General features: G+C 72.8%; 21 protein-coding genes. 9 read left to right on the top strand and 12 right to left on the bottom strand.

All coding sequences use genetic code 11. The features are described 5' to 3' along the window. Window positions 1–142 precede the first annotated feature (142 nt). Window positions 143–1,096: an LLM class F420-dependent oxidoreductase gene (locus AC5L35_RS30995; protein WP_495063278.1), complete on the bottom strand. Its 954-nt coding sequence runs from the start codon at window positions 1,094–1,096 to the stop codon at window positions 143–145. 496 nt (window positions 1,097–1,592) lie between these two features. Here AC5L35_RS30995 and AC5L35_RS31000 point away from each other — a divergent pair, with 496 nt between their 5' ends. Further along, entirely contained in the window at window positions 1,593–2,126 is a 534-nt protein-coding gene (locus AC5L35_RS31000) for a hypothetical protein (RefSeq protein WP_495063279.1), read from the top strand. A 53-nt stretch (window positions 2,127–2,179) separates the two neighbouring features. Continuing rightward, window positions 2,180–2,869: an HAD hydrolase-like protein gene (locus AC5L35_RS31005; protein WP_495063280.1), complete on the top strand. Its 690-nt coding sequence runs from the start codon at window positions 2,180–2,182 to the stop codon at window positions 2,867–2,869. Between the two features lie 143 nt (window positions 2,870–3,012). Here AC5L35_RS31005 and AC5L35_RS31010 read toward each other — a convergent pair whose 3' ends face one another. From AC5L35_RS31010 to AC5L35_RS31020, 3 genes are all read right to left on the bottom strand, one after another. After that, window positions 3,013–5,544 (bottom strand): Tex family protein, encoded by a 2,532-nt coding sequence (locus AC5L35_RS31010; RefSeq protein WP_495063281.1) that lies wholly within the window; start codon window positions 5,542–5,544, stop codon window positions 3,013–3,015. Between the two features lie 68 nt (window positions 5,545–5,612). Then, on the bottom strand, window positions 5,613–6,743 hold the full coding sequence (locus tag AC5L35_RS31015; RefSeq protein ID WP_495063371.1) for a CU044_5270 family protein: 1,131 nt from the start codon (window positions 6,741–6,743) through the stop codon (window positions 5,613–5,615). Window positions 6,744–6,748: 5 nt separating this feature from the next. Then, window positions 6,749–7,420: an RNA polymerase sigma factor gene (locus tag AC5L35_RS31020; protein WP_495063282.1), complete on the bottom strand. Its 672-nt coding sequence runs from the start codon at window positions 7,418–7,420 to the stop codon at window positions 6,749–6,751. A 130-nt stretch (window positions 7,421–7,550) separates the two neighbouring features. Between AC5L35_RS31020 and AC5L35_RS31025 the strand changes: the two genes are divergently transcribed. Together AC5L35_RS31025 and AC5L35_RS31030 are read left to right on the top strand one after the other, a co-directional pair. After that, a complete protein-coding gene (locus tag AC5L35_RS31025) occupies window positions 7,551–7,973 on the top strand; it encodes a hypothetical protein (protein WP_495063283.1) in 423 nt (140 codons plus the stop codon). Further along, window positions 7,970–9,925 carry a primary-amine oxidase gene (locus AC5L35_RS31030; protein ID WP_495063284.1) on the top strand — a complete coding sequence of 652 codons (1,956 nt, stop codon included), beginning with the start codon at window positions 7,970–7,972 and terminating at the stop codon, window positions 9,923–9,925. The genes AC5L35_RS31025 and AC5L35_RS31030 overlap by 4 nt, the downstream gene beginning before the upstream one ends. A gap of 7 nt (window positions 9,926–9,932) precedes the next feature. Here AC5L35_RS31030 and AC5L35_RS31035 read toward each other — a convergent pair whose 3' ends face one another. Then, entirely contained in the window at window positions 9,933–10,307 is a 375-nt protein-coding gene (locus AC5L35_RS31035; RefSeq protein WP_495063285.1) for a glyoxalase superfamily protein, read from the bottom strand. A gap of 140 nt (window positions 10,308–10,447) precedes the next feature. On the opposite strand from AC5L35_RS31035, the gene AC5L35_RS31040 reads away from it, so the two are divergent. Next, window positions 10,448–11,260, top strand: coding sequence for an alpha/beta fold hydrolase (locus AC5L35_RS31040; protein ID WP_495063286.1), 813 nt, complete (start codon window positions 10,448–10,450; stop codon window positions 11,258–11,260). Window positions 11,261–11,360: 100 nt separating this feature from the next. On the opposite strand, the gene AC5L35_RS31045 is transcribed toward AC5L35_RS31040, so the two are convergent. The 3 genes from AC5L35_RS31045 to AC5L35_RS31055 form a co-directional block, all read right to left on the bottom strand. Then, window positions 11,361–12,209 carry an HTD2 family dehydratase gene (locus tag AC5L35_RS31045; protein WP_495063287.1) on the bottom strand — a complete coding sequence of 283 codons (849 nt, stop codon included), beginning with the start codon at window positions 12,207–12,209 and terminating at the stop codon, window positions 11,361–11,363. 107 nt (window positions 12,210–12,316) lie between these two features. After that, a complete protein-coding gene (locus AC5L35_RS31050; protein WP_495063288.1) occupies window positions 12,317–13,516 on the bottom strand; it encodes a class I SAM-dependent RNA methyltransferase in 1,200 nt (399 codons plus the stop codon). After that, a complete protein-coding gene (locus AC5L35_RS31055; RefSeq protein ID WP_495063289.1) occupies window positions 13,509–15,587 on the bottom strand; it encodes an APC family permease in 2,079 nt (692 codons plus the stop codon). The genes AC5L35_RS31050 and AC5L35_RS31055 overlap by 8 nt, the downstream gene beginning before the upstream one ends. Before the next feature lie 70 nt (window positions 15,588–15,657). On the opposite strand from AC5L35_RS31055, the gene AC5L35_RS31060 reads away from it, so the two are divergent. Next, window positions 15,658–16,320, top strand: a complete 663-nt coding sequence (locus AC5L35_RS31060; RefSeq protein ID WP_495063290.1) for a potassium channel family protein — start codon at window positions 15,658–15,660, stop codon at window positions 16,318–16,320. A gap of 5 nt (window positions 16,321–16,325) precedes the next feature. After that, window positions 16,326–16,982, top strand: a complete 657-nt coding sequence (locus tag AC5L35_RS31065) for a potassium channel family protein (protein WP_495063291.1) — start codon at window positions 16,326–16,328, stop codon at window positions 16,980–16,982. Between the two features lie 38 nt (window positions 16,983–17,020). Here AC5L35_RS31065 and AC5L35_RS31070 read toward each other — a convergent pair whose 3' ends face one another. Both AC5L35_RS31070 and AC5L35_RS31075 read right to left on the bottom strand, forming a co-directional pair. Then, window positions 17,021–17,677, bottom strand: coding sequence for a DUF3159 domain-containing protein (locus tag AC5L35_RS31070; protein WP_495063292.1), 657 nt, complete (start codon window positions 17,675–17,677; stop codon window positions 17,021–17,023). Between the two features lie 24 nt (window positions 17,678–17,701). After that, a complete protein-coding gene (locus AC5L35_RS31075; RefSeq protein WP_169399542.1) occupies window positions 17,702–18,085 on the bottom strand; it encodes an OB-fold nucleic acid binding domain-containing protein in 384 nt (127 codons plus the stop codon). Between the two features lie 157 nt (window positions 18,086–18,242). On the opposite strand from AC5L35_RS31075, the gene AC5L35_RS31080 reads away from it, so the two are divergent. Then, a complete protein-coding gene (locus AC5L35_RS31080; protein ID WP_495063372.1) occupies window positions 18,243–18,971 on the top strand; it encodes an alpha/beta hydrolase in 729 nt (242 codons plus the stop codon). Between the two features lie 34 nt (window positions 18,972–19,005). On the opposite strand, the gene AC5L35_RS31085 is transcribed toward AC5L35_RS31080, so the two are convergent. Continuing rightward, a complete protein-coding gene (locus tag AC5L35_RS31085; protein WP_495063293.1) occupies window positions 19,006–20,937 on the bottom strand; it encodes a DUF3710 domain-containing protein in 1,932 nt (643 codons plus the stop codon). Next, window positions 20,937–21,413 carry a dUTP diphosphatase gene (gene dut, locus AC5L35_RS31090; protein WP_495063373.1) on the bottom strand — a complete coding sequence of 159 codons (477 nt, stop codon included), beginning with the start codon at window positions 21,411–21,413 and terminating at the stop codon, window positions 20,937–20,939. The genes AC5L35_RS31085 and dut overlap by 1 nt, the downstream gene beginning before the upstream one ends. A gap of 86 nt (window positions 21,414–21,499) precedes the next feature. Here dut and AC5L35_RS31095 point away from each other — a divergent pair, with 86 nt between their 5' ends. Beyond that, window positions 21,500–21,979: a DUF3093 domain-containing protein gene (locus AC5L35_RS31095; RefSeq protein ID WP_495063294.1), complete on the top strand. Its 480-nt coding sequence runs from the start codon at window positions 21,500–21,502 to the stop codon at window positions 21,977–21,979. Window positions 21,980–22,108 lie beyond the last annotated feature (129 nt).

Genomic DNA, 22,108 nt, shown 5'->3' on the forward strand with positions numbered 1-22,108 from the left:
GCGGGCGAGCCCGCGGGGCCTGCGGCACGTGAACTACCTGGCCGATGCGGTCTCTGATGATGTCAACACACCACCGGCCACACATAGTCCCAGGTGCTCGAAGCCCATGCCGCACCGGCCCCGCCGGCCGCCCCACCGACGCCTAGTGGAACGTCGGCAGCACGTCCTTGCTCCAGGCGTCGAAGAAGCCGTCGAGGTCGGGCCCGATCTGCTGCACGTAGACCTCGTCGAGGCCCGCATCGACGTACTCCTGGATCTGCGCCACGTGCATCTCGGGGTCGTCGCCGCAGGTCATGGACTCGCGGATCGCCTCGCGCAGGACGAGCGAATGGGCGTCCATGAAGTCACGGGGCCGCGGCAGGGTCTGGGCGAGCTGCCCGGGCAGCGCCTCGTTGCCCCAGATCCGGTGCGCCGTCTCCAGCGCCCGCTCCTCGTCCCGGTCCCAGCAGACCTTCGTGCCCGCCTGGGTCGGCTTCCCCTCGCCGCCCGCCTCCCGGAACACCTGCAGCAGGTCGCTGTCGGGCATCGTGGTGCACAGCCCGTCCCCGATCCGACCGGCCAGCTCCACGGCCTGCGGCCCGAAACCCGACACGTAGATCGGCACGGGCTGCTCCGGAAGCGTGTAGATCTTCGCCTCCTGCACCTCGTAGTACGTGCCGTGGTGGCTGATCTCCTCACCCTCGTGGAGGAGCCGGATGATCTCGATCGCCTCCTCGAGCATCTCCAGCCGGACCCCGACCGACGGCCAGTGATCGGCCAGTACGTGCTCGTTGAGAGCTTCGCCACTGCCCACACCGAGCACGAACCGGCCGTCGAGCTGGACGGATGCGGTCGCCGCGGCCTGCGCGATGATCGCCGGGTGGATCCGGAAGGTCGGACACGTCACCGCCGTCGTGACGGGCAGTGAGGTGGCCTCCGACAGCGCTCCGATCACCCCCCAGACGAACGGGCTCTGCCCTTGCTCGTCGTTCCACGGATGGAAGTGGTCGGAGATCCACAACCGCTGGAAGCCCGCGTCCTCGGCGCGCCGGGCCTGATCGATGAGCTCCTTGGGGCCGAACTGCTCGCAGGACAGGAAGTAGCCGATGCTCGCCATGTTCGGCGCGTACCCGGGGCCACCCGACCTGATTCGCGATCACAGGTGAACCGTTCGAGAACGATCCGCGAGTCGCCCGATCCCGGTCCGCGAGTCGCCCATTTCACGCCCGCGAGTCGCCCGTTTCCGGTCTGCGAGTCGCCCGTTTTCCGCACGCGAGTCGCCCGTTTCCGGTCTGCGAGTCGCCCCGTTCCGGCGCTGGGGTGATCACGACGAACCGCACACCATCGCCCTGTCGAGGGCGCTGCCGTACGAATCCCCCTGATCATCCAAAACTGAGCTCGGGCGACTCATAGGCGCAGAATCGGCGACTCGCGCACGCGATCGGGGCGACTCGCGCACCTGATACGGGCGACTCGCGCACCTGATACGGGCGACTCGCGGGCGCGAAATGGGCGACTCGCGGGCGGGCGGGCGGGGTAGGTGAGGCACCCGTCCGGTGGATCGGGGCGTCGGGGTCTGGCCGGACCGGTGCAGCACTGCAACGATCCGGCGTATGTGGCGTGGCGGACGGGTCGGGGCGGTGGCGGGTCTCGCCGTGTCGGCCCTGCTCGTGAGCACGGTCCCGGCGGCAGCGGCACCCGCCGAGATGTGCGCGGTGGCGTCGCACCGGTCGAGCCCGGGGTGGACCACCTCCACCTCCGTGACGTTCAGCGGGCTCGGCCAGGTCCGGGACGTGAACGTGTTCGTGGACCTCGACATGAGAGGGGACGGGTGGATCGTCCTCGAGGACCTCGAGCTGACTCTGCGCTCCCCGCAGGGTGTCCGCACGTACCTCGCGATCGACGACGGCGGGAACACCCAGGTCCTCGCCGGCACGGTGTTCGACGACGAGGCCACGACGGATCTGGAGAGCGGAGTTCCGCCCTATCGGGGTCCGCACCGTCCGAGCGGCCTGCCGCTCTCCCGGTTCGACGGATTCCAGGCCGACGGCACGTGGACGATGCTGCTGGGCGGCGACGCCCACTCCGCGCACGTCAACTCGTGGGGTGTGGACATCGCCAACGGCTCGAACTGCACCGCCCCCTGACGCCGTCCGCACGCTCCGCGACGGCGCCCCGCCGCGGGTGCGAGGATCGGGACGTGACCCGGCGGTTGTTGATGTGGGACGTCGACCGCACCCTGCTCGTCGGGGGCGGGGTGGGTGTCGAGGCCTATGCGGCAGCGTTCACCGCCGTCACCGGTCAGGCGTGGGCAGGCAGTTTGATGGCCGCGGGGCGCACCGACCTCTCGATCACCCCGGAGCTGTTCGCGCAGCACGGCATCCCCGACGCGGCCCCGCACCTGGCGGAGTTCTTCACGCGTTACGCGGTGGAGTTCGGGGCCCGCAGCCACCGCATGCGGGGGCAGGGGCGGCTGCTGCCCGGTGTCGCCGAGGTCCTCGCCGCACTGCACTCCCGGCCCGGCGTCGTGCAGACGCTGGTCACCGGCAACATCACCGCCATCGGCATCGCGAAGGTGACGGCGTTCGGGCTGGAGCGCTACTTCGAGACCGCGATCGGCGGCTACGGCGACGACCACGCCGTCCGGTCGGAGATCGTGCTGCGCTGCCGCCGTCGGGCCGAGGCAGCACACGGCCCGTTCGCCGACCAGGACGTGCTGGTGATCGGTGACACCGTGCACGACGTGGCGGGCGCGCTCGCCGCGGGAGTGGTGGCGGTGGGGGTGGCCACCGGCGCCACCCCGGCCGCGGAGCTCGCCGCGGCCGGCGCCCATCACGTGCTGGACGACCTGGGGGACGTCGAGCAGGCGGTGGCCCTCCTGGCCGGCTGAACCGGCCGGCCGCAGCAGCTCAGGTCCCCCTCGGGCCGTGTCCGGTCCCGGTACCCCGCCAGCCGGCCGGCGATCCCGCGAGTCGCCCGATTCCGGCGGGTGAGTCGCCCCGGACGCGAGCGTCGCGTCCGGGGCGGTTGCGATCAGTTCTTCCCGTCACCCGTGAGGCCGGCGCGACGCAGGGCGTCGGCCATCGCGCTGTTGCCGAGACCGCCACCGGAGCCGCTCGATCCGCCCGGCCGGCCTCCGCTCCCGCCCCGCCGGTCGCCGCCACCGCCACCGCCACGGCGGTCGCTGCCACCGCCCCGCTGGTCCCCACGCGGCCCGCCCTTCTGGTCGCGGGGTCCGCCCCTCTGGTCGCGCTGGCCGCCCTTCTGGTCGCGGGGCCCCTTCTGGTCGCGCGGCCCGCGGTCCGCTCCGCGCTGGTCGCCGCCCCGCTGGTCGCCCGTGCGCGGCGGCTTCGCGCCGACCTCGTCGTCGAGCCGCAGCGTCAGGGAGATGCGCTTGCGCGCCTCGTCCACCTCCAGCACCTTGACGCGCACGACGTCACCGGACTTGACGACGTCACGCGGGTCGCTCACGAACTGCTTGGACATCGCCGAGACGTGCACCAGGCCGTCCTGGTGGACGCCCACGTCGACGAACGCGCCGAACGCGGCGACGTTGGTGACCTGGCCCTCGAGCAGCATCCCCGGCCGCAGGTCGGAGATCTTGTGGATGCCCTCCGCGAACGTGGCGGTGCGGAACTCCGGGCGCGGGTCCCGGCCCGGCTTCTCGAGCTCGGCGAGGATGTCGGTGACGGTGGGCAGCCCGAACGTGGCGTCCACGAAGTCGTGCGGCCGCAGCGACTTGATCTTCGGCGCGTTGCCGATCAGCGCGGAGATGTCGGTCTTCGCCCGCTGCAGGATCCGGTGCACCACGGGGTAGGACTCCGGGTGCACGCCGGAGACGTCGAGCGGGTCGTCGCCGCCGCGGATCCGCAGGAAGCCCGCGCACTGCTCGAACGCCTTCGGACCCAGCCGGGGCACGTCGGCGAGTGCCCGCCGCGTGCGGAACGGGCCGTTCGTGTCGCGGTGCTGCACGATCTGGGCCGCGAGCCCCTCCGTGATGCCGGAGACGCGGCGCAGCAGCGGCGCCGACGCGGTGTTGACGTCGACGCCGACGGCGTTCACACAGTCCTCGACCACGGCGTCGAGCGAGCGGGAGAGCGACGACTCCGGCAGGTCGTGCTGGTACTGGCCGACGCCGATCGACTTCGGGTCGATCTTCACCAGCTCGGCGAGCGGGTCCTGCAACCGCCGCGCGATGGACACCGCCCCGCGCAGCGAGACGTCCATCCCGGGGAGCTCGGCCGAGGCGAACGCCGACGCCGAGTACACCGACGCGCCCGCCTCGCTGACCACGACGGGGGTCAGCTTGAGCGCCGGGTTCTTCGCCGCGAGCTCCCGGGCGAGCTGTTCGGTCTCCCGGGAGGCGGTGCCGTTGCCGATCGCGATGAGGTCGACGTCGTGCGCGGCGGCGAGCTTCGTGAGGGTGGCGAGCGCGCCGTTCCAGTCGCGGCGGGGCTCGTGGGGGTAGATGACGTCGGTGGCCACGACCTTGCCCGTGGCGTCGACGACCGCGACCTTCACCCCGGTGCGCACGCCGGGGTCCAGCCCCATCGTGGCCCGGCTGCCTGCCGGGGCGGCGAGCAGGATGTCACGCAGGTTGGTGGCGAAGACGCCGATCGCGCCCTCCTCCGCCACGGTGCGCAGCCGCACCCGGATGTCGATGCCCAGGTGCAGCAGGATCCGTGTACGCCAGGCCCAGCGCACGGCGTCACCGAGCCACTTGTCGGCCGGCCTGCCCTGGTCGGAGACACCGAACGCGACGGCGATCGTGCGCTCGTAGTCGGTGACGGCGCCCGGCACCGGCTCCTCCGACCCGTCCTCGGGCTCCAGGACGACGTCGAGCACCTCCTCCTTCTCCCCGCGGAACGCGGCGAGGATGCGGTGGGAGGGGAGCTTGGTGAAGGGCTCGGAGAAGTCGAAGTAGTCGGCGAACTTCGCGCCCTCGGTCTCCTTGCCCTCGCGGACCTTCGTGACGAGCCGCCCCCGCGACCACATCCGCTCCCGCAGGCCGCCGATCAGGTCGGCGTCCTCGGCGAACCGCTCTACGAGGATGGATCGGGCGCCCTCCAGGGCGGCGGCGACGTCCGCGACCTGCTCGTTGACGTAACCGGCGGCCACCGTGGCGGGGTCCTGCGTCGGGTCGGCGAGCAACGTGTCGGCCAGCGGCTCCAGCCCGGCCTCGCGCGCGATCATCGCCTTGGTGCGGCGCTTGGGCTTGTAGGGCAGGTAGATGTCCTCGAGGCGGGCCTTCGACTCGGCCGCCATGATCCGCGCCTCGAGCGCCTCGTCGAGCTTGCCCTGCTTGCGGATCTCGTCCAGGACGACCGTGCGGCGTTCCTCCAGCTCACGCAGGTAGCGCAGGCGCTCCTCGAGCGTGCGCAGCTGGGTGTCGTCGAGGGCTCCCGTGGCCTCCTTGCGGTACCGGGCGACGAACGGGACGGTCGCGCCGCCGTCGAGCAGGTCGACGGCCGCGGTGACCTGGTGGGGCCGCACGCCGAGCTCGTCGGCGATGCGCTGCTGGATCGAGTGGACCGGGGTTGTCGACGGAGCCTGCGTACCTGTCACTGGAACATGGTCGCGGGCGACCCCCACGCCCAGGCGCGCGGGGGTCGCCCTGCAGCATCCCGGTCGGACTAGCGGTCGCCCGGCACCGACGGCGGTGAGTCGTCGGTGTACCCGGTGTCGACCACGAGTCCGTAGCTGGTGAGCACGGTGGCGCCGTCCGGCTGCACGGCCCGCGTCTCCCGGGAGAGCGGGTCACCGGATGCCGGGTCGATGATCAGCCGGGTCTCGAACGTGCCGTTGGGGCTCTTCTCGGTGATCGCCACGGCCTGGCCTGCGCGGCCGTCGGCGTCCTGCACGCTGCCGAGGTCACGCACGCCCGACAGATCGGCGAGCATCCGGAACGCCGCGGCCCGCACGCCGGGGCTGACCGGCATGTCGGTGACGATGTTGCTGCCCACCGCGAACAGCCACTGGTCCTGGCCGGCGGGCAGGTCGCCCCCACCCCCGGTGTGGAAGCGCTCCAGCAGGGTGGAACGCAGCTGAGCGGACTCGGTGGGGAGAGCGTCGATCTCCCGCTGGGTGACGTTGCGGTCCCCGAGCGCGAACGACTGCGCGCCCGTGCCGATCGGGCTGCCGATGGGCGGACGCGGGGACGCCGTGATCTCCAGGTAGCCCTTGCCGTGTGCTCCGGCGGGAACCTCCCAGCCGCCCGGCTCGCCGTCGCGCTTCCAGGCCGCGGTGTCCTCCGAGGTGAGGGGCTTTGCCCCGAGGGACTCGCTGATCCACCGGCTCGTCCCGTCGGGTGCCTGCGCGATCCAGGTCTCGGCCCGGCCGCGGTTGACCACCCGGTACCGGTTGCCGGCCGGCCCGACCTCACTGATCACGCCCGACTCGGTGCGGCTCACCCAGTACCGGCCGGTGCCGGGCCGGGCATCCTCCGCCCGCTCCGCGGCGACCAGCAGGATGTTCTGCCCAGCCGGCTGGACGGCACCGGCCGAGCCGGCGGGCGGCGCGGGCACGGCCGGCGTGGTGCCCCCGAGGACCACGGCGACCACGAGCCCGGCGGCGGCGAGGCCACCGACCCCGGCGAGGGGCCACGTCCATCTGCTCTGCGTCCACCCGCGCTGCGTCCGGCCCTGGGACGGACGCGCAGGTCCGGCCGCCGGGGCGGCTGCGCGCTGCAGCAGTCGCTGCCGGGCCCGGGCCAACGCCTCCGGGTCCTCCGGCGTGTCCTCCCGCATGCGGGCGAGGAGATCCATCTCGTTCACGGTGTGTCCTTCTCGGTCAGCGGGTTCTGCCCGGAGTGCATCGGGAGTGCGGTGCGCAGTCGGGTCCGGCCCCTGCTCAGGCGGGACCGGACGGTGCCGACCGGGATGTTCAGCGCGTCGGCGATCTCGGCGTAGCCGAGGTTCGCCCAGGCGAACAGCAGCAGGACGTCACGCTCCGGGGCGGGCATGGCTCCGAGCGCCGCGGCCAGCTCACGGGAGAACCGGCCTGCGTCCACCCGTTCGGCGGCCCGCTCGGCCACCCCCTCGACGACGGGGTCCCGGCCGGTCCTGGCCAGGGCGCGCAGGCCGCGCTGCTCCTGTCGGTGGAAGCGGTGCAGCAGGTTGGTGGCGATCCCGAACAGCCACGGCGCGACGGCCCGGGCCGGATCGAACCGGGCGCGCTGCTCGAACGCCGTCAGGAAGACCTCGGCCACCAGGTCCTCCGCTGCGCTCCCTCCGACCCGACGTGCGCAGTAGGCCCGGATGGCGGTGGCATGCCGGTCGAAGATGAGTGCGAACTCCTCCGGCCGGCCCAACGACGCGGCGAGCACCGCTCTGTCGTCGACGACGGCCTGTCTCTGGTCGGGCGAGATGTCCTCCTCTGGCGGGACGAGCCGGAGCGGGAGCGGCCCCGGCGGATCGTTTCCTACGAGCCGTGGTGCGGTCACACCTGTCCTTGCCCGATGCGCCGCATCCGGTTCCCGCCGCGCCGCAAGCGCGGAATGTCGGAGCCCCTCGACAGACCCCGATTCCGGAGATCCGCACCGGACCCCGCCATCTCGGGCGCCGACGGGAGTCGTGATCTACGGCCCCAGCAACGAGGGCGCGCTGCTCAAGCTGGGCACGTGGTCGCCGCTGCTCGGCGTGCTCGGCATCCTCGCGGTGCAGGCGCTCGTCTCCATCGCGATCATCCGGTACTTCCTCACCACGGCCCGCGACGAGTTCCGCTGGTGGTCGACGTTCGTCGCCCCGGTGATCGGTTTCGCGGCCATGACCGGGGCCTGCGTGCTCCTCGTGGTCAACCGCTACGACCTCTCCGGAGCGGGCGACGCCGCCTACATCCGGCTGCTGCCCTGGGTGGTGCTCGCGGTGCTCGTGGTGGGAATGGGTGTGGCCCTGGTCTTGCGCAACCGCTACCCCACGCGGTACGCCCGGATCGGTCAGTTCGAGGTCGCCGAGATCAGCGAACCCTCCGACACCCCTCAGGGAGCTACCGCATGACCGCCGTCGAGGATCCCACCGTCACCACCCCGGGCGCAGTTGCCGGCCATCCACTGGAGCCGCTCAGCAGCGCGGAGATCGCCGCCGCCACGGAGGTCCTACGCGCGTCGAGAGGACTGACGGAGGCCGCGCGATTCGTGTTCGTCTCGCTGCGCGAGCCGCCGAAGGCCGCGGTGTTCGACTGGTCGCCGGGCGACGAGCCGCTGCCGCGTGAGGCGCACATCGTGCTCTACCAGCGCGGCGAAGGCGTCACCTACGAGGCGGTCGTCTCGCTCACCGACGAGACGGTCTTGTCGTTCGAGGCCATCGAGGGCGTGCAGGCGCCGATGATGGCGGAGGAGTTCGAGTCCTGCGAGAAGATCGTGCAGGCCGACCCGCGCTGGCAGGACGCCATGCGCCTGCGCGGTGTCGAGGACTTCTCGCTCACCATGATCGACCCGTGGGCCTCGAGCTGGACGGGCCCGGAGGACCACCCGTCCGTGCGCCGGATCGCGCGTCCCTTGACGTGGGTGCGCTCGGCACCCGGCGAGCACGGCTACGCCCGGCCCGTCGAGGGTCTGGTCGTGGTGGTGGACCTCCACGCGGGCGAAGTGCTCGAGGTCAACGACCACGGCGTCGTCCCGATCCCCGAGACGCCGGGCAACTACGAGGAACCGTGGATCTTCGAGCCCGGCAACGTGCCCGCGGTCGAGGCCTACCGCGACGACGTCACGCCGATCGAGATCACCCAGCCCGACGGCCCGAGCTTCACGGTGGACGGGCACGCGGTGGCCTGGCAGAAATGGCGGCTGCGGATCGGCTTCACCCCACGCGAGGGACTGGTGCTGCACCAGGTCGGCTACGACGGACGGCCGATCGTCTACCGGGCCTCGCTCGCCGAGATGTACGTGCCCTACGGGGACCCGGCGCCGACGCACCGGTTCAAGAACGTGTTCGACCAGGGCGAGTACGGCGTGGGCTGGCTGGCGAACCAGCTGACGCTGGGCTGCGACTGCGTGGGGCACATCCGGTACTTCGACGCGGTCGTCAACGACAACGACGGCGCCCCCGTCACGATCGGCAACGCCGTCTGCATGCACGAGGAGGACGCGGGCATCGCCTGGAAGCACACCGACTTCCGCACGAACGCGGTGCAGGTGCGGCGCAGGCGGCGACTGGTGATCTCCACGATCGTCACCGTCGGGAACTACGAGTACGGGTACTTCTGGTACCTCTACAACGACGGGCTGATCGAGTACGAGATCAAGCTCAGCGGCGTCATCTCCACCGGGGCCGTCGCGCCCGGCGAGACGCCCAAGCACGGCACGCTCGTCGCTCCGGGTCTGTACGGGCCCAACCACCAGCACTTCTTCTGCGTGCGGCTGGACATGAGCGTGGACGGGCGCGCCAACACCGTGGTCGAGGTCGACTCCGCGCCGAGCCCTCCGGGCCCGGACAACCCGCACGGCAACGCCTGGGAGGTGCACCGCACGGTGCTCGCCAGCGAGGCGGCGGCCAAGCGCGACACCGACGCGGCGCGGGCGCGGTTCTGGCGGATCGAGAGCGCCGAGAAGACCTCAGCCCTCGGCGCACCCACGGCGTACGCGTTGATGCCGGGCTCGACCGTGCCTCCGATGTACTCCCCCGACGCGCTCTACGCGCCGCGGTCCGGGTTCACGGAGCACCAACTGTGGGTCACCGCCCACGACGAGTCGCAGCGCTTCGCCGCGGGCGACTACCCCGCCCAGCACCCCGGCGGCCAGGGTCTGCCGGCGTACGGGGCGGGTGACCGTCCGCTCGAAGGCGCCGACGTGGTGGTCTGGTACACGTTCGGCGCCCACCACATCGTGCGGCCGGAGGACTGGCCCGTGATGCCGGTGAGCACGGTGGGCTTCATGCTCAAGCCCACCGGGTTCTTCGACGGCAACCCGGCCCTGGACCTCCCGCCGACCACGGCCCACTGCCACAGCTGACCGGGTCTCAGGCGGTGGCCGGCCGCTCGAAGAACCGCAGGCGGTTGGACGACGGGTCGATCAGCTCCATCGTCCGGCCGTCTGCGGGACCGTCCTCGATGCCCGGGTTCAGGAACGGGTAGCCCGTGCTGCCGAGTTCGGCGTGCAGGTCGTCGAGGCCGCGGGTCTCGACGAGCACCGCGGCTCCCGGGGTGCCGTCGCCGTGGTGTGACGACAGGTGCAGCACCAGCGCACCCCGCGACACCTGCAGGTAGACAGGGCGGTCTCCCTCGCCGTACTGCCAGTCCACGGAACAGCCGAGGTAGTCGACGTAGAAGCGCCGTGCGACGTCGACGTCGTGCATGCGCAGGATCGGGACGGCCGGGGTGAACGTGATCTCCACCGGACCGAGCCGACCAGCAGGAAACGCGCCTGTCAACGCGGCACCTGCCGCCGGTCGTTCCGTGCCGATGTAAGCGGTTCGTGGGTGACCTCTGCTACGCAGGTCACGTTCGGCGCCGACCGACCGCGTAATTTCACGCCATGGCTCCCGAGGCATCCGCACCGATCGAGACCGGGCGCACGACGTCATCGGACGGCACCACCATCGGCTGGCACCGGCTCGGCACCGGCCCGGCGATCGTCGTCGTCCACGGCGCCCTCGCCACCGGCGAGCAGTTTCTGCCCGTCGCCCACGCCCTCGCCGACGAGTACACGCTGTTCCTCGTCGACCGCCGCGGGCGGCCACTGAGCGGTGATGCCGAGGACCACGACCTCGCCACCGAGATCGCCGACATCGAGGCCGTGCTCGCGGTGGCCGGGCCCGGGGCGACGCTGTTCGGGCACTCCTACGGCGGGATCGTGTCGGCGGCCACCGCCGCGGCGGGCGCCGACATCTCCGCGCTCGTGCTGTACGAACCGCCCCTGCCGGTGGCCGGCCGTCTTCCCGCGACTGCACTGGCGGCCATCGCCGCCGCGGTCGACAGCGGGGACAACGACGAGGCGCTGACGATCTTCCTGTCCGGCGTCATCAACGCGCCGGACGCCGCCGTCGCGGATCTTCGACAGACCCCGATGTGGGCCGAGTGGGCCGCCCTCGCCCCGGTCTGGCTGCGCGAACTGCGCGTCACCGACGCGCTGGTCGACGACCTCGACCGGTTCACGACCGTCCGGAACCGCACCTTGCTGCTGCTGGGCGGCGGCAGCCCCCAGCACCAGATCGACGCCACCGGCTTCCTCGCCAAGCACACGCCCGACACCACGCTCGTGGAGTTCCCGGACCAGGAGCACTTCGCGCACGTCTCCGACCCCGCGGCGGTCGCCGACGCCATCCGCTCCTTCCTCCGCGAAGGCTGACCGGCGTCCGGTTCAGGAAAGCCACTTTCAGGTCCGAAGAGGGCAGGAAAGTGGCTTTCCTGAACTTCTGGGGGGCAGGGGCTGGGGTCCGCTGCCGCGGTCACGCCAGCTGGACCGTGCCCTCCACCGACGGCGCCTGGCCCGGCACGCCGGCCACCAGTGACCCCTCGCCGTCCCCGTCGGCGACCACGTCGGTCCCGGCGAACGCCGGGCGCAGCAGCCGGTAGGAGAAGCCGCTGACCCGCCGCTCCGGCGCGAAACGCCGGGGCAGCTCCAGCAGCAGCAGCGCCAGCAGCGGCCCGTGCACCACCAGCCCCGGGTAGCCCTCCACGCCCGTGACGTACGGGTGGTCGTAGTGGATGCGGTGGCTGTTGTAGGTGAGCGCGCTGAAGCGGAACAGCAGCGCCTCGTCCGGGTGCAGCCGCACGTGCCACCGTCCGGGCTCGTCCTCTCCCGCGGCCGGTGCTGCGGCCTGCAACCCCCGGTCGGTCCCGGGCGGCTGGCTCCGGTAGGCGAAGTCCTGCTCCTCCACCAGCGCCGCCTCGCCGTCCCGGAGGAACTCGTGGCGCACCGTCACCAGCACCATGGCACCGCTGCGCCCGCTCTTCGGGGTGGCCGCCACCAGCGACGACCGCCGGGTGACCACGTCGTCGACGCACAGCGGGTCCCGCACCTCCAGCCTGCCTCCGGCGAACATGCGGCGGCGGTGCGGCAGCGGCGGCAGGAACCGGCCGTGGGCGGGGTGCCCGTCGTCGCCGAGGTCGGCCTGGGCGGGATGGTCGAGCAGGTGGAAGCCGTGCCACATCGGCGGCAGGGGGTCGCCCGCCCCCCGCACCGGGCTCGGCTCGTCCAGCAGGGCGGCGAAGGCGTGGGAGGGCCGGGCGTCGATGCGCGCCGTGGTCTCGACGGGCTCGGGAGCCCATCCGGTCAGATGGTCGGCGAGTTCCACACCCCGATCATCGCTGACGCGCCCCCACTCGCGGGTTCCGCAGGTTCCGGAAAGCCACTTTCCTGCCCGGAGAGGGCGGCAAAGTGGCTTTCCTGAACTTCGGGCGCTCAGGCCCGCGTCAGCAGCGCCACGCACTCGAAGTGGTGGGTCATCGGGAACGCGTCGAACGCCCGCAGCTCCGCCAGGCGGAAGCCTCGCTCGGCGAACAGCGCCACGTCCCGGGCCAGGGCCGCCGGGTCACAGGCCACGTGCACCACGCGGTCGGGAGCGTGGCCGCACAGCGCGTCCACCAGTTCGCGGCCGAGCCCGCGGCGGGGCGGATCCGCGACCACCACGTCCGGGCGCGCCCCGAGGCCACCCAGTACGCGCTCCACGCGGCCGACGCGCCATCCCACCTGCGGCAGGTCGGCGAGAGCTGCCTTCCCGTCCGCGACGGCCTGCCGCGAGGACTCGACCACCGTGACCGCGCCCTCGGGCCCGACCTGTCCGGCGAGCACGGCGGCGAAGAGCCCGACGCCGCCGTAGAGGTCCCACGCGGTGCCGCCCCGCGGCGCGTCGGCCCACTCCCCCACCACGGCGGCGAGGGTGTCGGGGAGCGCCGGGTGGACCTGCCAGAACACGCCGGGCGACAGCAGCCACTCGCGCCCTGCGGCGCGCTGGACGACCGGCCCGTCGTCACCGACGTGGACGCGGCCATGGGCGTCCACCGCCACCTCGACCTCCGTGCCGGGGTCGAAGCCGTGCTCGAGCACCGGCGGCAGGATGCCGGACGGGGTGAGTGGGCAGTCCGCAATGGGCAGTACGTCGTGGCTGCGGTGGGCGCGCAGCCCGGCCCGGCCCTCGTCGTCGACGGCGAGGCGGACCCGGTGCCGCCAGCCCAGCGCCCCGCCGGGCAGCTCCTCGACGGGCACCCGCCGCTCGATCCCGGCGAGCCGGCTGAGCTGCTCGGCGAGCACATCGGACTTGAGGGAGCGCTGCGCGGCCGGGTCGGCGTGCTGGAAGTCGCACCCCCCGCAGCCACCCGCCCGCGCCCAGCTGCACGGGGCAGGCACCCGCCAGGGCGACGCCTCCAGCACCTCCACTGCGTCGGCCCGGCAGAAGGAGCCGCCGCCGTCCTCGTTCACCACGGCCAGCACGTGCTCGCCGGGCAGGGCGTGCCGGACGAACACCACGCGCCCTTCCGAACGCGCGACGCAGTGGCCGCCGTGGGCGACCGGGCCCACCTCGAGCTCCAGGATGCGGTCGGTCCAGTCCGCCTTGGTCGCCGCGGCACTGCTCACGACGGCGTCACCCACGACCTCACCCACGGCGCGTTCCCGGTGCTGCCGGGGCGGCCGGGGCAGCCGGTTTGGACGGGCTGGGAGTCGGCGCCTGGGTGTCCTCGCGTGCCGGCGGCGCCGACTCGTAACCCCGCCGCGAGGAACCGGGCGGTGTCTCGGGACGCCGCGTGACCCGCTCGGACGACTCCAGCTGCCACGGGACGCTCGTGACCATCACCCCGGGCTGGAACAGCAGCCTGCCCTTGAGCCGCAGCGCGCTCTGGTTGTGGAGGATCTGTTCCCACCAGTGCCCCACCACGTACTCGGGGATGAAGACGGTGACCACGTCGCGCGGGTTGTTGCTCCGGATCCGCTTGACGTAGTCGAGCACCGGTTTGGTGATCTCCCGGTAGGGCGACTCGACGACCTTGAGCGGTACCGGCAGCTTGCGCTTCTCCCAGTCGCGCATCAGGCGCTTGGTGTCGCTGTCGTCGACGTTGACGGTGACCGCCTCCAGTACATCGGGTCGGGTGGCCCTGGCGTAGGCCACGGCCCGCAGCGTCGGCTTGTGCAGCGTGGAGACCAGCACGATCGCGTGGTTGCGCGAGGGGAGCACGGCGTCGGTGTCCCCCGCCACCAGCTCGGCCGACACGCGGTCGTAGTGCCGCCGGATGGCCTGCATCAGCACGAAGAAGACGACCATGCCGGCGATCGCGATCCAGGCGCCGCGGGTGAACTTCGTGATGAGCACGATCACCAGCACGATGCCGGTCATCGCGGCGCCGAAGCCGTTGATGGCCTGGGAGCGGCGCATGCGGCGGCGGGCGGCCTGGTCGGTCTCGGTGGCGAGCAGGCGCTTCCAGTGCCGCAGCATGCCGGTCTGGCTCAGCGTGAACGACGTGAAGACGCCGACGGTGTAGAGCGCGATGAGGCGGGTGACGTCGGCCCGGAACCCCACCACCAGGACGATCGCCACGCCCGCCAGCACCAGGATGCCGTTGGAGTAGGCCAGCCGGTCGCCGCGGGTGTGCAGCTGCCGCGGCAGGTAGCGGTCCTGGGACAGGATCGAGCCCAGCACGGGGAAGCCGTTGTAGGCGGTGTTGGCGGCCAGCACGAGGATCAGGGCCGTGAAGATGACGACGAAGAAGAAGCCCGGCCGGAAGTTGTTGAACACCACCTCGGCGAGCTGGGCCACCAACGTCTCCTGGACGTAGCCGGGGGGCGCGTCGACGATCTGGGTGGCCGGGGAGTCGGCGACCTTGGCGTGGGTCAGCAGCGCGAGCGCGATGATCCCGGAGAACATCACCACCGAGATGCTCCCGAGCAGGAGCAGCGTGGAGGCGGCATTGCGGGACTTCGGCTTCTGGAAGGCGGGCACGCCGTTGCTGATCGCCTCCACACCGGTGAGCGCCGCGGCGCCCTGGGTGAACGACCGCAGCACGAGCAGCACGAGAGCGAGGCCGGTGTAGGCGTCGCCCTCCGACACCAGGTGCAGGTTGGCGCTCGGAGCCTCCAGGTCCTGGCCGAGCAGCAGGATCCGCGTCAGTCCCCAGACGATCATCGTGCCGATGCCCAGGATGAACGCGTAGGTCGGGATCGCGAACGCGACGCCGGACTCGCGGACTCCCCGCAGGTTGACGGCCGTGAGCACCAGGATCGCCACCACGGCGAACTGCACCTTGTGCTCTGCCACGTACGGCACCAGTGCCCCGATGTTCGCCGCCGCCGACGAGATCGACACCGCCACCGTGAGCGTGTAGTCCACGAGGAGCGCGCTCGCCACCGTCAGCCCGGCCTTCTGGCCGAGGTTGACCGTGGCCACCTCGTAGTCGCCGCCGCCGGACGGGTACGCGTGCACGTTCTGCCGGTAGGACGTGACGACCGTCAACAGGACGACCACGACGGCGAGGCCGACCCACGGCGAGAAGGCGTACGTCGCCAGGCCCCCGGCCGAGAGCGTCAGGAAGATTTCCTCGGGGGCGTACGCGACCGACGACATGGCATCGGATGCGAAGACGGGCAGCGCGATGCGCTTGGGGAGCAGGGTATGGGCAAGTCGGTCGCTACGCTGCGGCCTTCCGACGAGGACGCGCTTGACAGCGACGCCGAGCTTGGACACCACCAAAGCCTATGCGGTGTCCCGGGTGGAGACGCGATAGCGTTCCCACCGCGATCCGGGGAGGCTTTCGGTGTACGTCGTGATCATGGGGTGCGGTCGGGTCGGCTCGTCGCTTTCGGGCGGTCTGGAGCGACTCGGGCACGAGGTCGCCGTGATCGACCGCGACCGGCAGGCGTTCCGCAGGCTCAGCCCGGACTTCCGGGGGAAGCAGGTCGTCGGCGAGGGCTACCACCGTGAGGTGCTCATCGAGGCGGGCGTGGAGCGGGCCCACGCGTTCGCCGCGGTGTCGAGCGGGGACAACTCCAACATCATCTCCGCGCGCGTGGCCCGGGAGACGTTCGGGATCGAGCGCGTCGTCGCCCGCATCTACGACGCCAAGCGGGCCGCCGTCTACGAGCGGCTGGGCATCCCGACCGTGGCCACCGTCCCGTGGAGCACCGATCGGCTGATGCGGATGCTGCTGCCCGACGGCGTGGCGTCGGCCTGGCGCGAGCCCACCGGCACCGTCGCGATCCTGCCGCTGCCCGTCCACGAGGACTGGGTGGGCAGGCCGGTGCGTGAGCTCGAGGCCACAGCGGGCTGCCGGGTGGCCTTCATCGTGCGGTTCGGCACCGGTGTACTCCCGAAGGGGGACACTGCGGTGCAGGCCGAGGACACGATCTACGTCGCCGCGGTGTCGGGCACCGTCAGCGACGTCACGGCGGCGGCTGCGGCCCCGCCGCAGGAAGGGTGAGCAGGATGCGCGTCGCGATCGCGGGGGCGGGAGCCGTCGGGCGGTCCATCGCCCTGGAACTGGTGGAGAACAAGCACCAGGTGATGCTGATCGAGCGTGAGCTCGCGAACATCGAGCCCGAGTCCGTCGAACGCGCCGAGTGGGTGCACGCCGACGCCTGCGAGCTCGCCTCGCTCGAGGACGCGGGCATGGAGAGCTGCGACGTGGTCATCGCCGCCACCGGCGACGACAAGGTCAACCTGGTGGTCTCGCTCCTCGCGAAGACCGAGTTCGCGGTGCGCCGCGTCGTCGCGAGGGTGAACGACCCGCGCAACGAGTGGCTGTTCAGCGAGAACTGGGGCGTCGACGTCGCGGTGTCCACCCCGCGGCTGCTGGCCGCGCTGGTGGAGGAGGCGGTCGCCGTCGGCGACCTCGTGCGGTTGCTCACGTTCCGCCAGGGCCAGGCCAACCTGGTGGAGGTCACGCTCACCCAGGACACCCCGCTGGCCGGGCAGCCGGTCCGGGCGCTGAAGCTGCCTGCCGACTCCGCCCTGGTGGTGATCCTGCGCGGGGGCCGGGTGATCGTGCCGCAGTCCGACGACGCGCTGGAGGGGGGCGACGAACTGCTGTTCGTGGCCACCACCGCGGTCGAGGAGGAGATCCGCGCGGCGCTGGGCTACTAGTTCCTGGCCACCGCACCAGCGCACGGCGCGAGCGCCGGTCAGGGCGTGGAGGGCGCCGGGGCACGGCGGGCGCGGCGCACCGCCCAGAAGGTGCCGAGCAGCGCCACTCCGACGAGCGGGTAGCCCATCGCCAGCCGCGCGATACCGAGCCAGGTCTCCTCGTCGGCGTTGTAGAGCAGTCCCTGCACCACCACGCGGGCGGCGAAGACGAGGGTCCAGAGCAGGCTCGCCAGCGTGTAGGCCCGCAGCATCCGGCGGTCCTGGCGCCAGCCCTGGCCGTCGCCGTTGATGCCGTGCCACACCACGCCGGCCAGCGGCCAGCGCACCAGCACCGACACCAGGAACGCGAGGCCGAGCGCGGCGCTGAACAGCAGGCCCGGCAGGTAGAAGGCGCGTGCCTCCCCGGTGCGGTACGCGAGGAACGCGGCGACGCCGACGGCGAACAGCCCCGACACGGCCGGCTGCAGCGCCTGCTTGCGCGAGATGCGCCACGCCGCGATGGCGACGCCCGCCACGATGGCCGCGATCAGCGCGGCCTGCAGCGCGAACAGCAGGTTGACGACCACGAACACGCCGACCGGGATGGTGGACGCGACGATGCCCTGCACGCCCCCCATCTGCTCGAGCAGGGTGGGGAACTCGCGCGGCGGCCTGCCGGTGCCGTCCGGAGAGTCGGGCGGTGGACCTGCGGTCACTGCGCTCCCAGGGTGATCGGGGCCCTACGGTGTCTGGGCCTGACAGATCTCGTAGTACGGGTTGTAGAGCACTTTACGGCCGTCGCGCACGGCGAGCCGCCCGCGTACCCGCATCGTGCGTCCTGGCTCGATACCCGCGATCCGCCGGCGACCGAGCCAGATGAGGGTAATGCCCTCGCTGCCGTCGAACAGTTCGGCCCGGAGAGAGGCCTCGGCATCCTGCGGGCAGAACTCGACGCTTCGCAACCTACCCAGCACGGTGACTTCCTGACCGCACGCGCACTCCGATGCGCGCTGCGCTCCGGACTTCTCCGCGTCCTCGGACAGGTCCACGGCGTCGAGTACCTCGACGTCGCTCGTCAGCCTGCGCAACATGCGGCGGAACGCTCCGCCATCGGTGCCGGCCATGTCTCCCCCAGCTTGGTAGCGCCCACCGTCGGGCGCCGTTAACGTCACCAGGGTAACGCGTTGGAAACGTTGGCGACGTGTGACTGCACGCCGCCATGTGAGCGTATCGAGCCCTTCGTCCGGGGCCGTGCGGCGGGGGTGAACGGTGCGGGCTGTGATGCTGCCCGGATCCGGTTCGGACGAGGTGTTCGTCCGATCGGTGTTCGCCGGCCCGCTGGGCGCGCTCGGCGTCGAACTGCAGGCCGTGGCCCCGCGGCACGGACGTGATGTGATCGACGGGTACCGCGCCGCGCTCGACGCGGCGCTGGAGCGCCCCGGCCCGGTTCTGGTGGGCGGCATCTCCCTCGGCGCCCACGTGGCCGCGGCGTGGGCCGCGCAGCGTCGGGCCGCAGGCGGACCCGGGCCTGCCGGGCTGCTGCTGGCACTGCCGGCGTGGACCGGACAGCCCGGCGACGCCCCTGCGGCACTGGCCGCCCGGGCCACCGCGGCGTGCGTGCGCGACAGCGGAGTGGCGGGGGCCGTGGCGACGGCGGAGGCGGGCTCGCCGCCGTGGCTGGCCGCTGAGCTGGCCAGGGCGTGGCAGCGGTACGGCACCGGGCTGGCCGCCGCGCTCGATGCGGCGGCGGCCGAGCCGGCCCCGGACGCGAGCGCCCTCCGGTCGCTGGACGTGCCCGTCGGGCTGGCGGCGCTCGTCGACGATCCCGTGCACCCGCTCGCGGTGGCCGAGCACTGGCGCGCGCTGCTTCCCCGCGCGGTCCTGCTCAGCGCGGAGCTGGCGGTGTTCGGCGCGGACCCGGCCGTGCTCGGCCGCGCCGCCGTGCTCGGATGGCTGCGCGCCGCGCGGGCCGGCGCCCGGGCGGATGCGGCCAGGACGCCCGTCCCGTAGTACGGCGGCCCGTCCGGGCGATCCCGTGCACGACCTACTCGTCCGGCCGCCGGTGCCGTCCCGAGGGCCGCTCCGTGTCGGAGGGCGCGACGAAGACCTGCAGCGGCATCGTCTCGGACGTCTCGTCGCCCGGGTCCGGTGCCGCGTGCCTGCCGCGAGCGGGCCGGGCCAGGGCATCGGAGGTCTCACCCGGAAGCGGGCCACCTCCGGCGGATGCGGCGCCGAGCGCCGGGAAAACCCGGGTCAGCGGCTCCGGCTCCGCGGCCCGACGCCTGCCATGGTCAACCGGCGCCGCGTACTCGGCCGGCGCCTCGAAGTACCCGGTCGGTGTCCCGTACTCCATCGGCACCGCGTACTCCCCGGTCGCGGGGCGGTACGGCTCGTCGGGGTCACGGCGCAGGGCAGCCGGCGGAACGGCGTCGGCAGGATCGGGTGCGCGCCGGGCCGGCCGCGGTTCGACCGGCTCGACGAGGCGACGCCGGCCACCCGTGCCCGTGACGGCGTCGCCCTCGGGAGCGCGGTCGTCCGGGTGGGCGTACCCGTTCGAGGCCGCGGTGCCGGGCCACGACCGCTCCCCCGGTACGGGGGTCGGCTCGACGCGGTAGCGGTCGGCGAGCGGCCACGGGTCGGTCGGCACGTCCTCCTCGTAGAAGGCGGGCCCGGGCAGGTCCTCGCGGGCGGGCGACCACGCCTCCGGGGCCGCCGCATCCTCCAGGCGAGGGTCGAACGCCCACGGCTGGGTGGGGAAGCCCTCCAGGAACCCCGTGCCCGACGAGGTCGGCTCGGCTGCCGCCCAGCGGTCACCCGACTCCTGCACGCGGTCGGGCTCGGGGGACCGCCACGCCTCCGTGGGCCACGATCCGGTGGACCGGGCGTCCGCGACACCGTGCTCCGCCGGGTCGGACGGCAGGGGCCCCCAGATCTCGGTGGGAGCTTCGTCGAAGCCGGACCGCCGAGCAGGGGCGGCCTCCTCGGCGTCGGCGATGCGCTGGACGGGGTCGGCCCACAGCGGTGCGCCGGCCTCCTGATCCGAGGGAGCTGCGGTCGGGTTCCGCTGCCAGGCGGCGGGCGCGGCCTCCTCGGCCGGGACTCCGGTGGGCCGGCGGCGAGGAGCGGGCGGGCGAGGAGCAGGCAGGCGAGGAGCAGGGGACGGCCAGGCGCGCGGGGCCTCCTGGGCGGCCGGCTCCGCGGCGGCCCACTCCTCCACCGGAGGCTCGGCCGCGGCGGGCGGTGCGGCCGCTGCGGGAGCCGGTGGGGCGGCCTGGTCCGTCGGGGCGGCGGGCGGCGTGGACGGCGCGGCGTCCGTGGCCGCTGCGGCGGCCTTCGCGGCCTCGGACGCGGCCATGGCCTCGGCGAGGTGCTCGGGCACCACCAGCGGCAGGACGGTGCGCACCGGGTAGGGCGAGCGCCCGCGGACCACGACGGTGGCGCGCAGCATCCGGCGCAGCTCCGCGTCGAGCGTCTCGGCGTGGTTGGCGGGCCCGGTGGCCACGCCGTAGAGCATCCACCGTGCGCCGTCCACCCCGACGAACACCGACTTCGCGGCGCCGGACGTGGCGTGCAGCTCGCGGCCCCACTGCCCCTGGAACGACCGCACCGTGGCGCCGCCCTCGCGCAGCGACGCGTCGATCTCGCGCGCCAGCTCCGGCCACAGCTTGGACGACTTGGGCGCCGCGAGCGCGCTGACCGAGAGCCTGCCTTCGGGGAGCGCGACGTGCACGGCCTGCATCCGCCCGTTGGCGGTGGGTTCGACGGCGACGGTGCCCTGGCTCGGCACCGGCACCCGCACCGCGCCGAAGTCGACGACCCCCGCGGCGTCGGTGATCTCCGGGTCGAGGTCGTCCCCGTCGTACGGGCCGCTCAACGGCACGTCGTCGTCCCGCGGCTCGAGCGCGAGCGCACCACCCGTGCGTAGCTCGTCAGCGGCCGCCTTGGTGGCGACGGCCGCGCGGTTCCGCCGGGCCACTACAGCGCCTCTCCGGAACCCAGTCGCTCGTGTCCCCCCGTGGAGCCGTGGCCACCTGCCCCGCGTTCGGACGCCGGCAGTGCCGTGACCTCGACGAACCGCACCTGCTCGACCTTCTGCACGACGAGCTGCGCGATCCGGTCGCCGCGGCGCAGCCGCAGCTCCTCGCGGGGATCGTGGTTGATCACGCACACCAGGATCTCGCCCCGGTATCCGGAGTCGACAGTGCCCGGTGCGTTGACGATCGAGAGCCCTGTGCGTGCGGCCAGGCCGGATCGGGGATGGACGAACCCCGCGTAGCCCACGGGCAGCGCGATCGCGACGCCGGTGCCGACCACTGCCCGCTCGCCGGGAGGGAGGACGACGTCGGCCGTGCACCGCAGATCGACCCCGGCGTCACCCGGACGGGCATAGGAGGGAACGGGCAGCTCCGGGTCGAGCCGGGTGAGGAGCACCTCGACCGGGGATCCGGGCAGCGCGGCTGCCGGCGATGCGATGAGCGGCTCATGCTGAGGAGCGTCGACAGGGCCGGGCACGACGGGCGACGCTACCCTCGGCTCCCGTGAGCGAGCATCCGTCGGCGGGCGCGCCTGCGACGTCCGGCAGTCCCCGGTTCGACGAGCGGTTGTCCGTACCCCTGTGGTGGTACCTGCCGGCCATCGGTGTGGGGGTGCTGCTCGGCGCAGAGATCCATATGGGTTACCCCGGAGTCCGGGAGTGGATCGGGTACGCGGTCTTCGTCCCGCTACTGGTGATCATCCTGTTCTGGCTCGGCCGCATGCGCATCCAGGTGACGGCGACGGAGCTGCAGGTGGGCCAGGCCCGGATCCCACTGCGCTACGTCGGTCGCGCGGAGATCGTGCCCAAGGAGAACAAGCAGCAGGCGCTGGGTCCGGAGCTGGACCCGACGGCGTTTCTGATGCTCCGCGCGTGGGTGCGCCCCGTCGTTCGCGTGGAGATCACCGACCCCGACGACCCCACGCCCTACTGGGTCTTCAGCGTTCGCGACCCGGAAGCCCTGATCACAGCCCTGCAGAGGTGACGACGGCGGTCCCGGGGACGACCCCGAAAACGACTCTGCCCCGGACCGGAGAACCGGTTCGGGGCCGTGTCGATCGGGTGACGTCCTCTCCGGAGCGCCACCACGGGACGCCGGACAGGAACCCGGCGC

It is taken from the genome of Pseudonocardia sp. OZ21, from assembly GCF_059359135.1.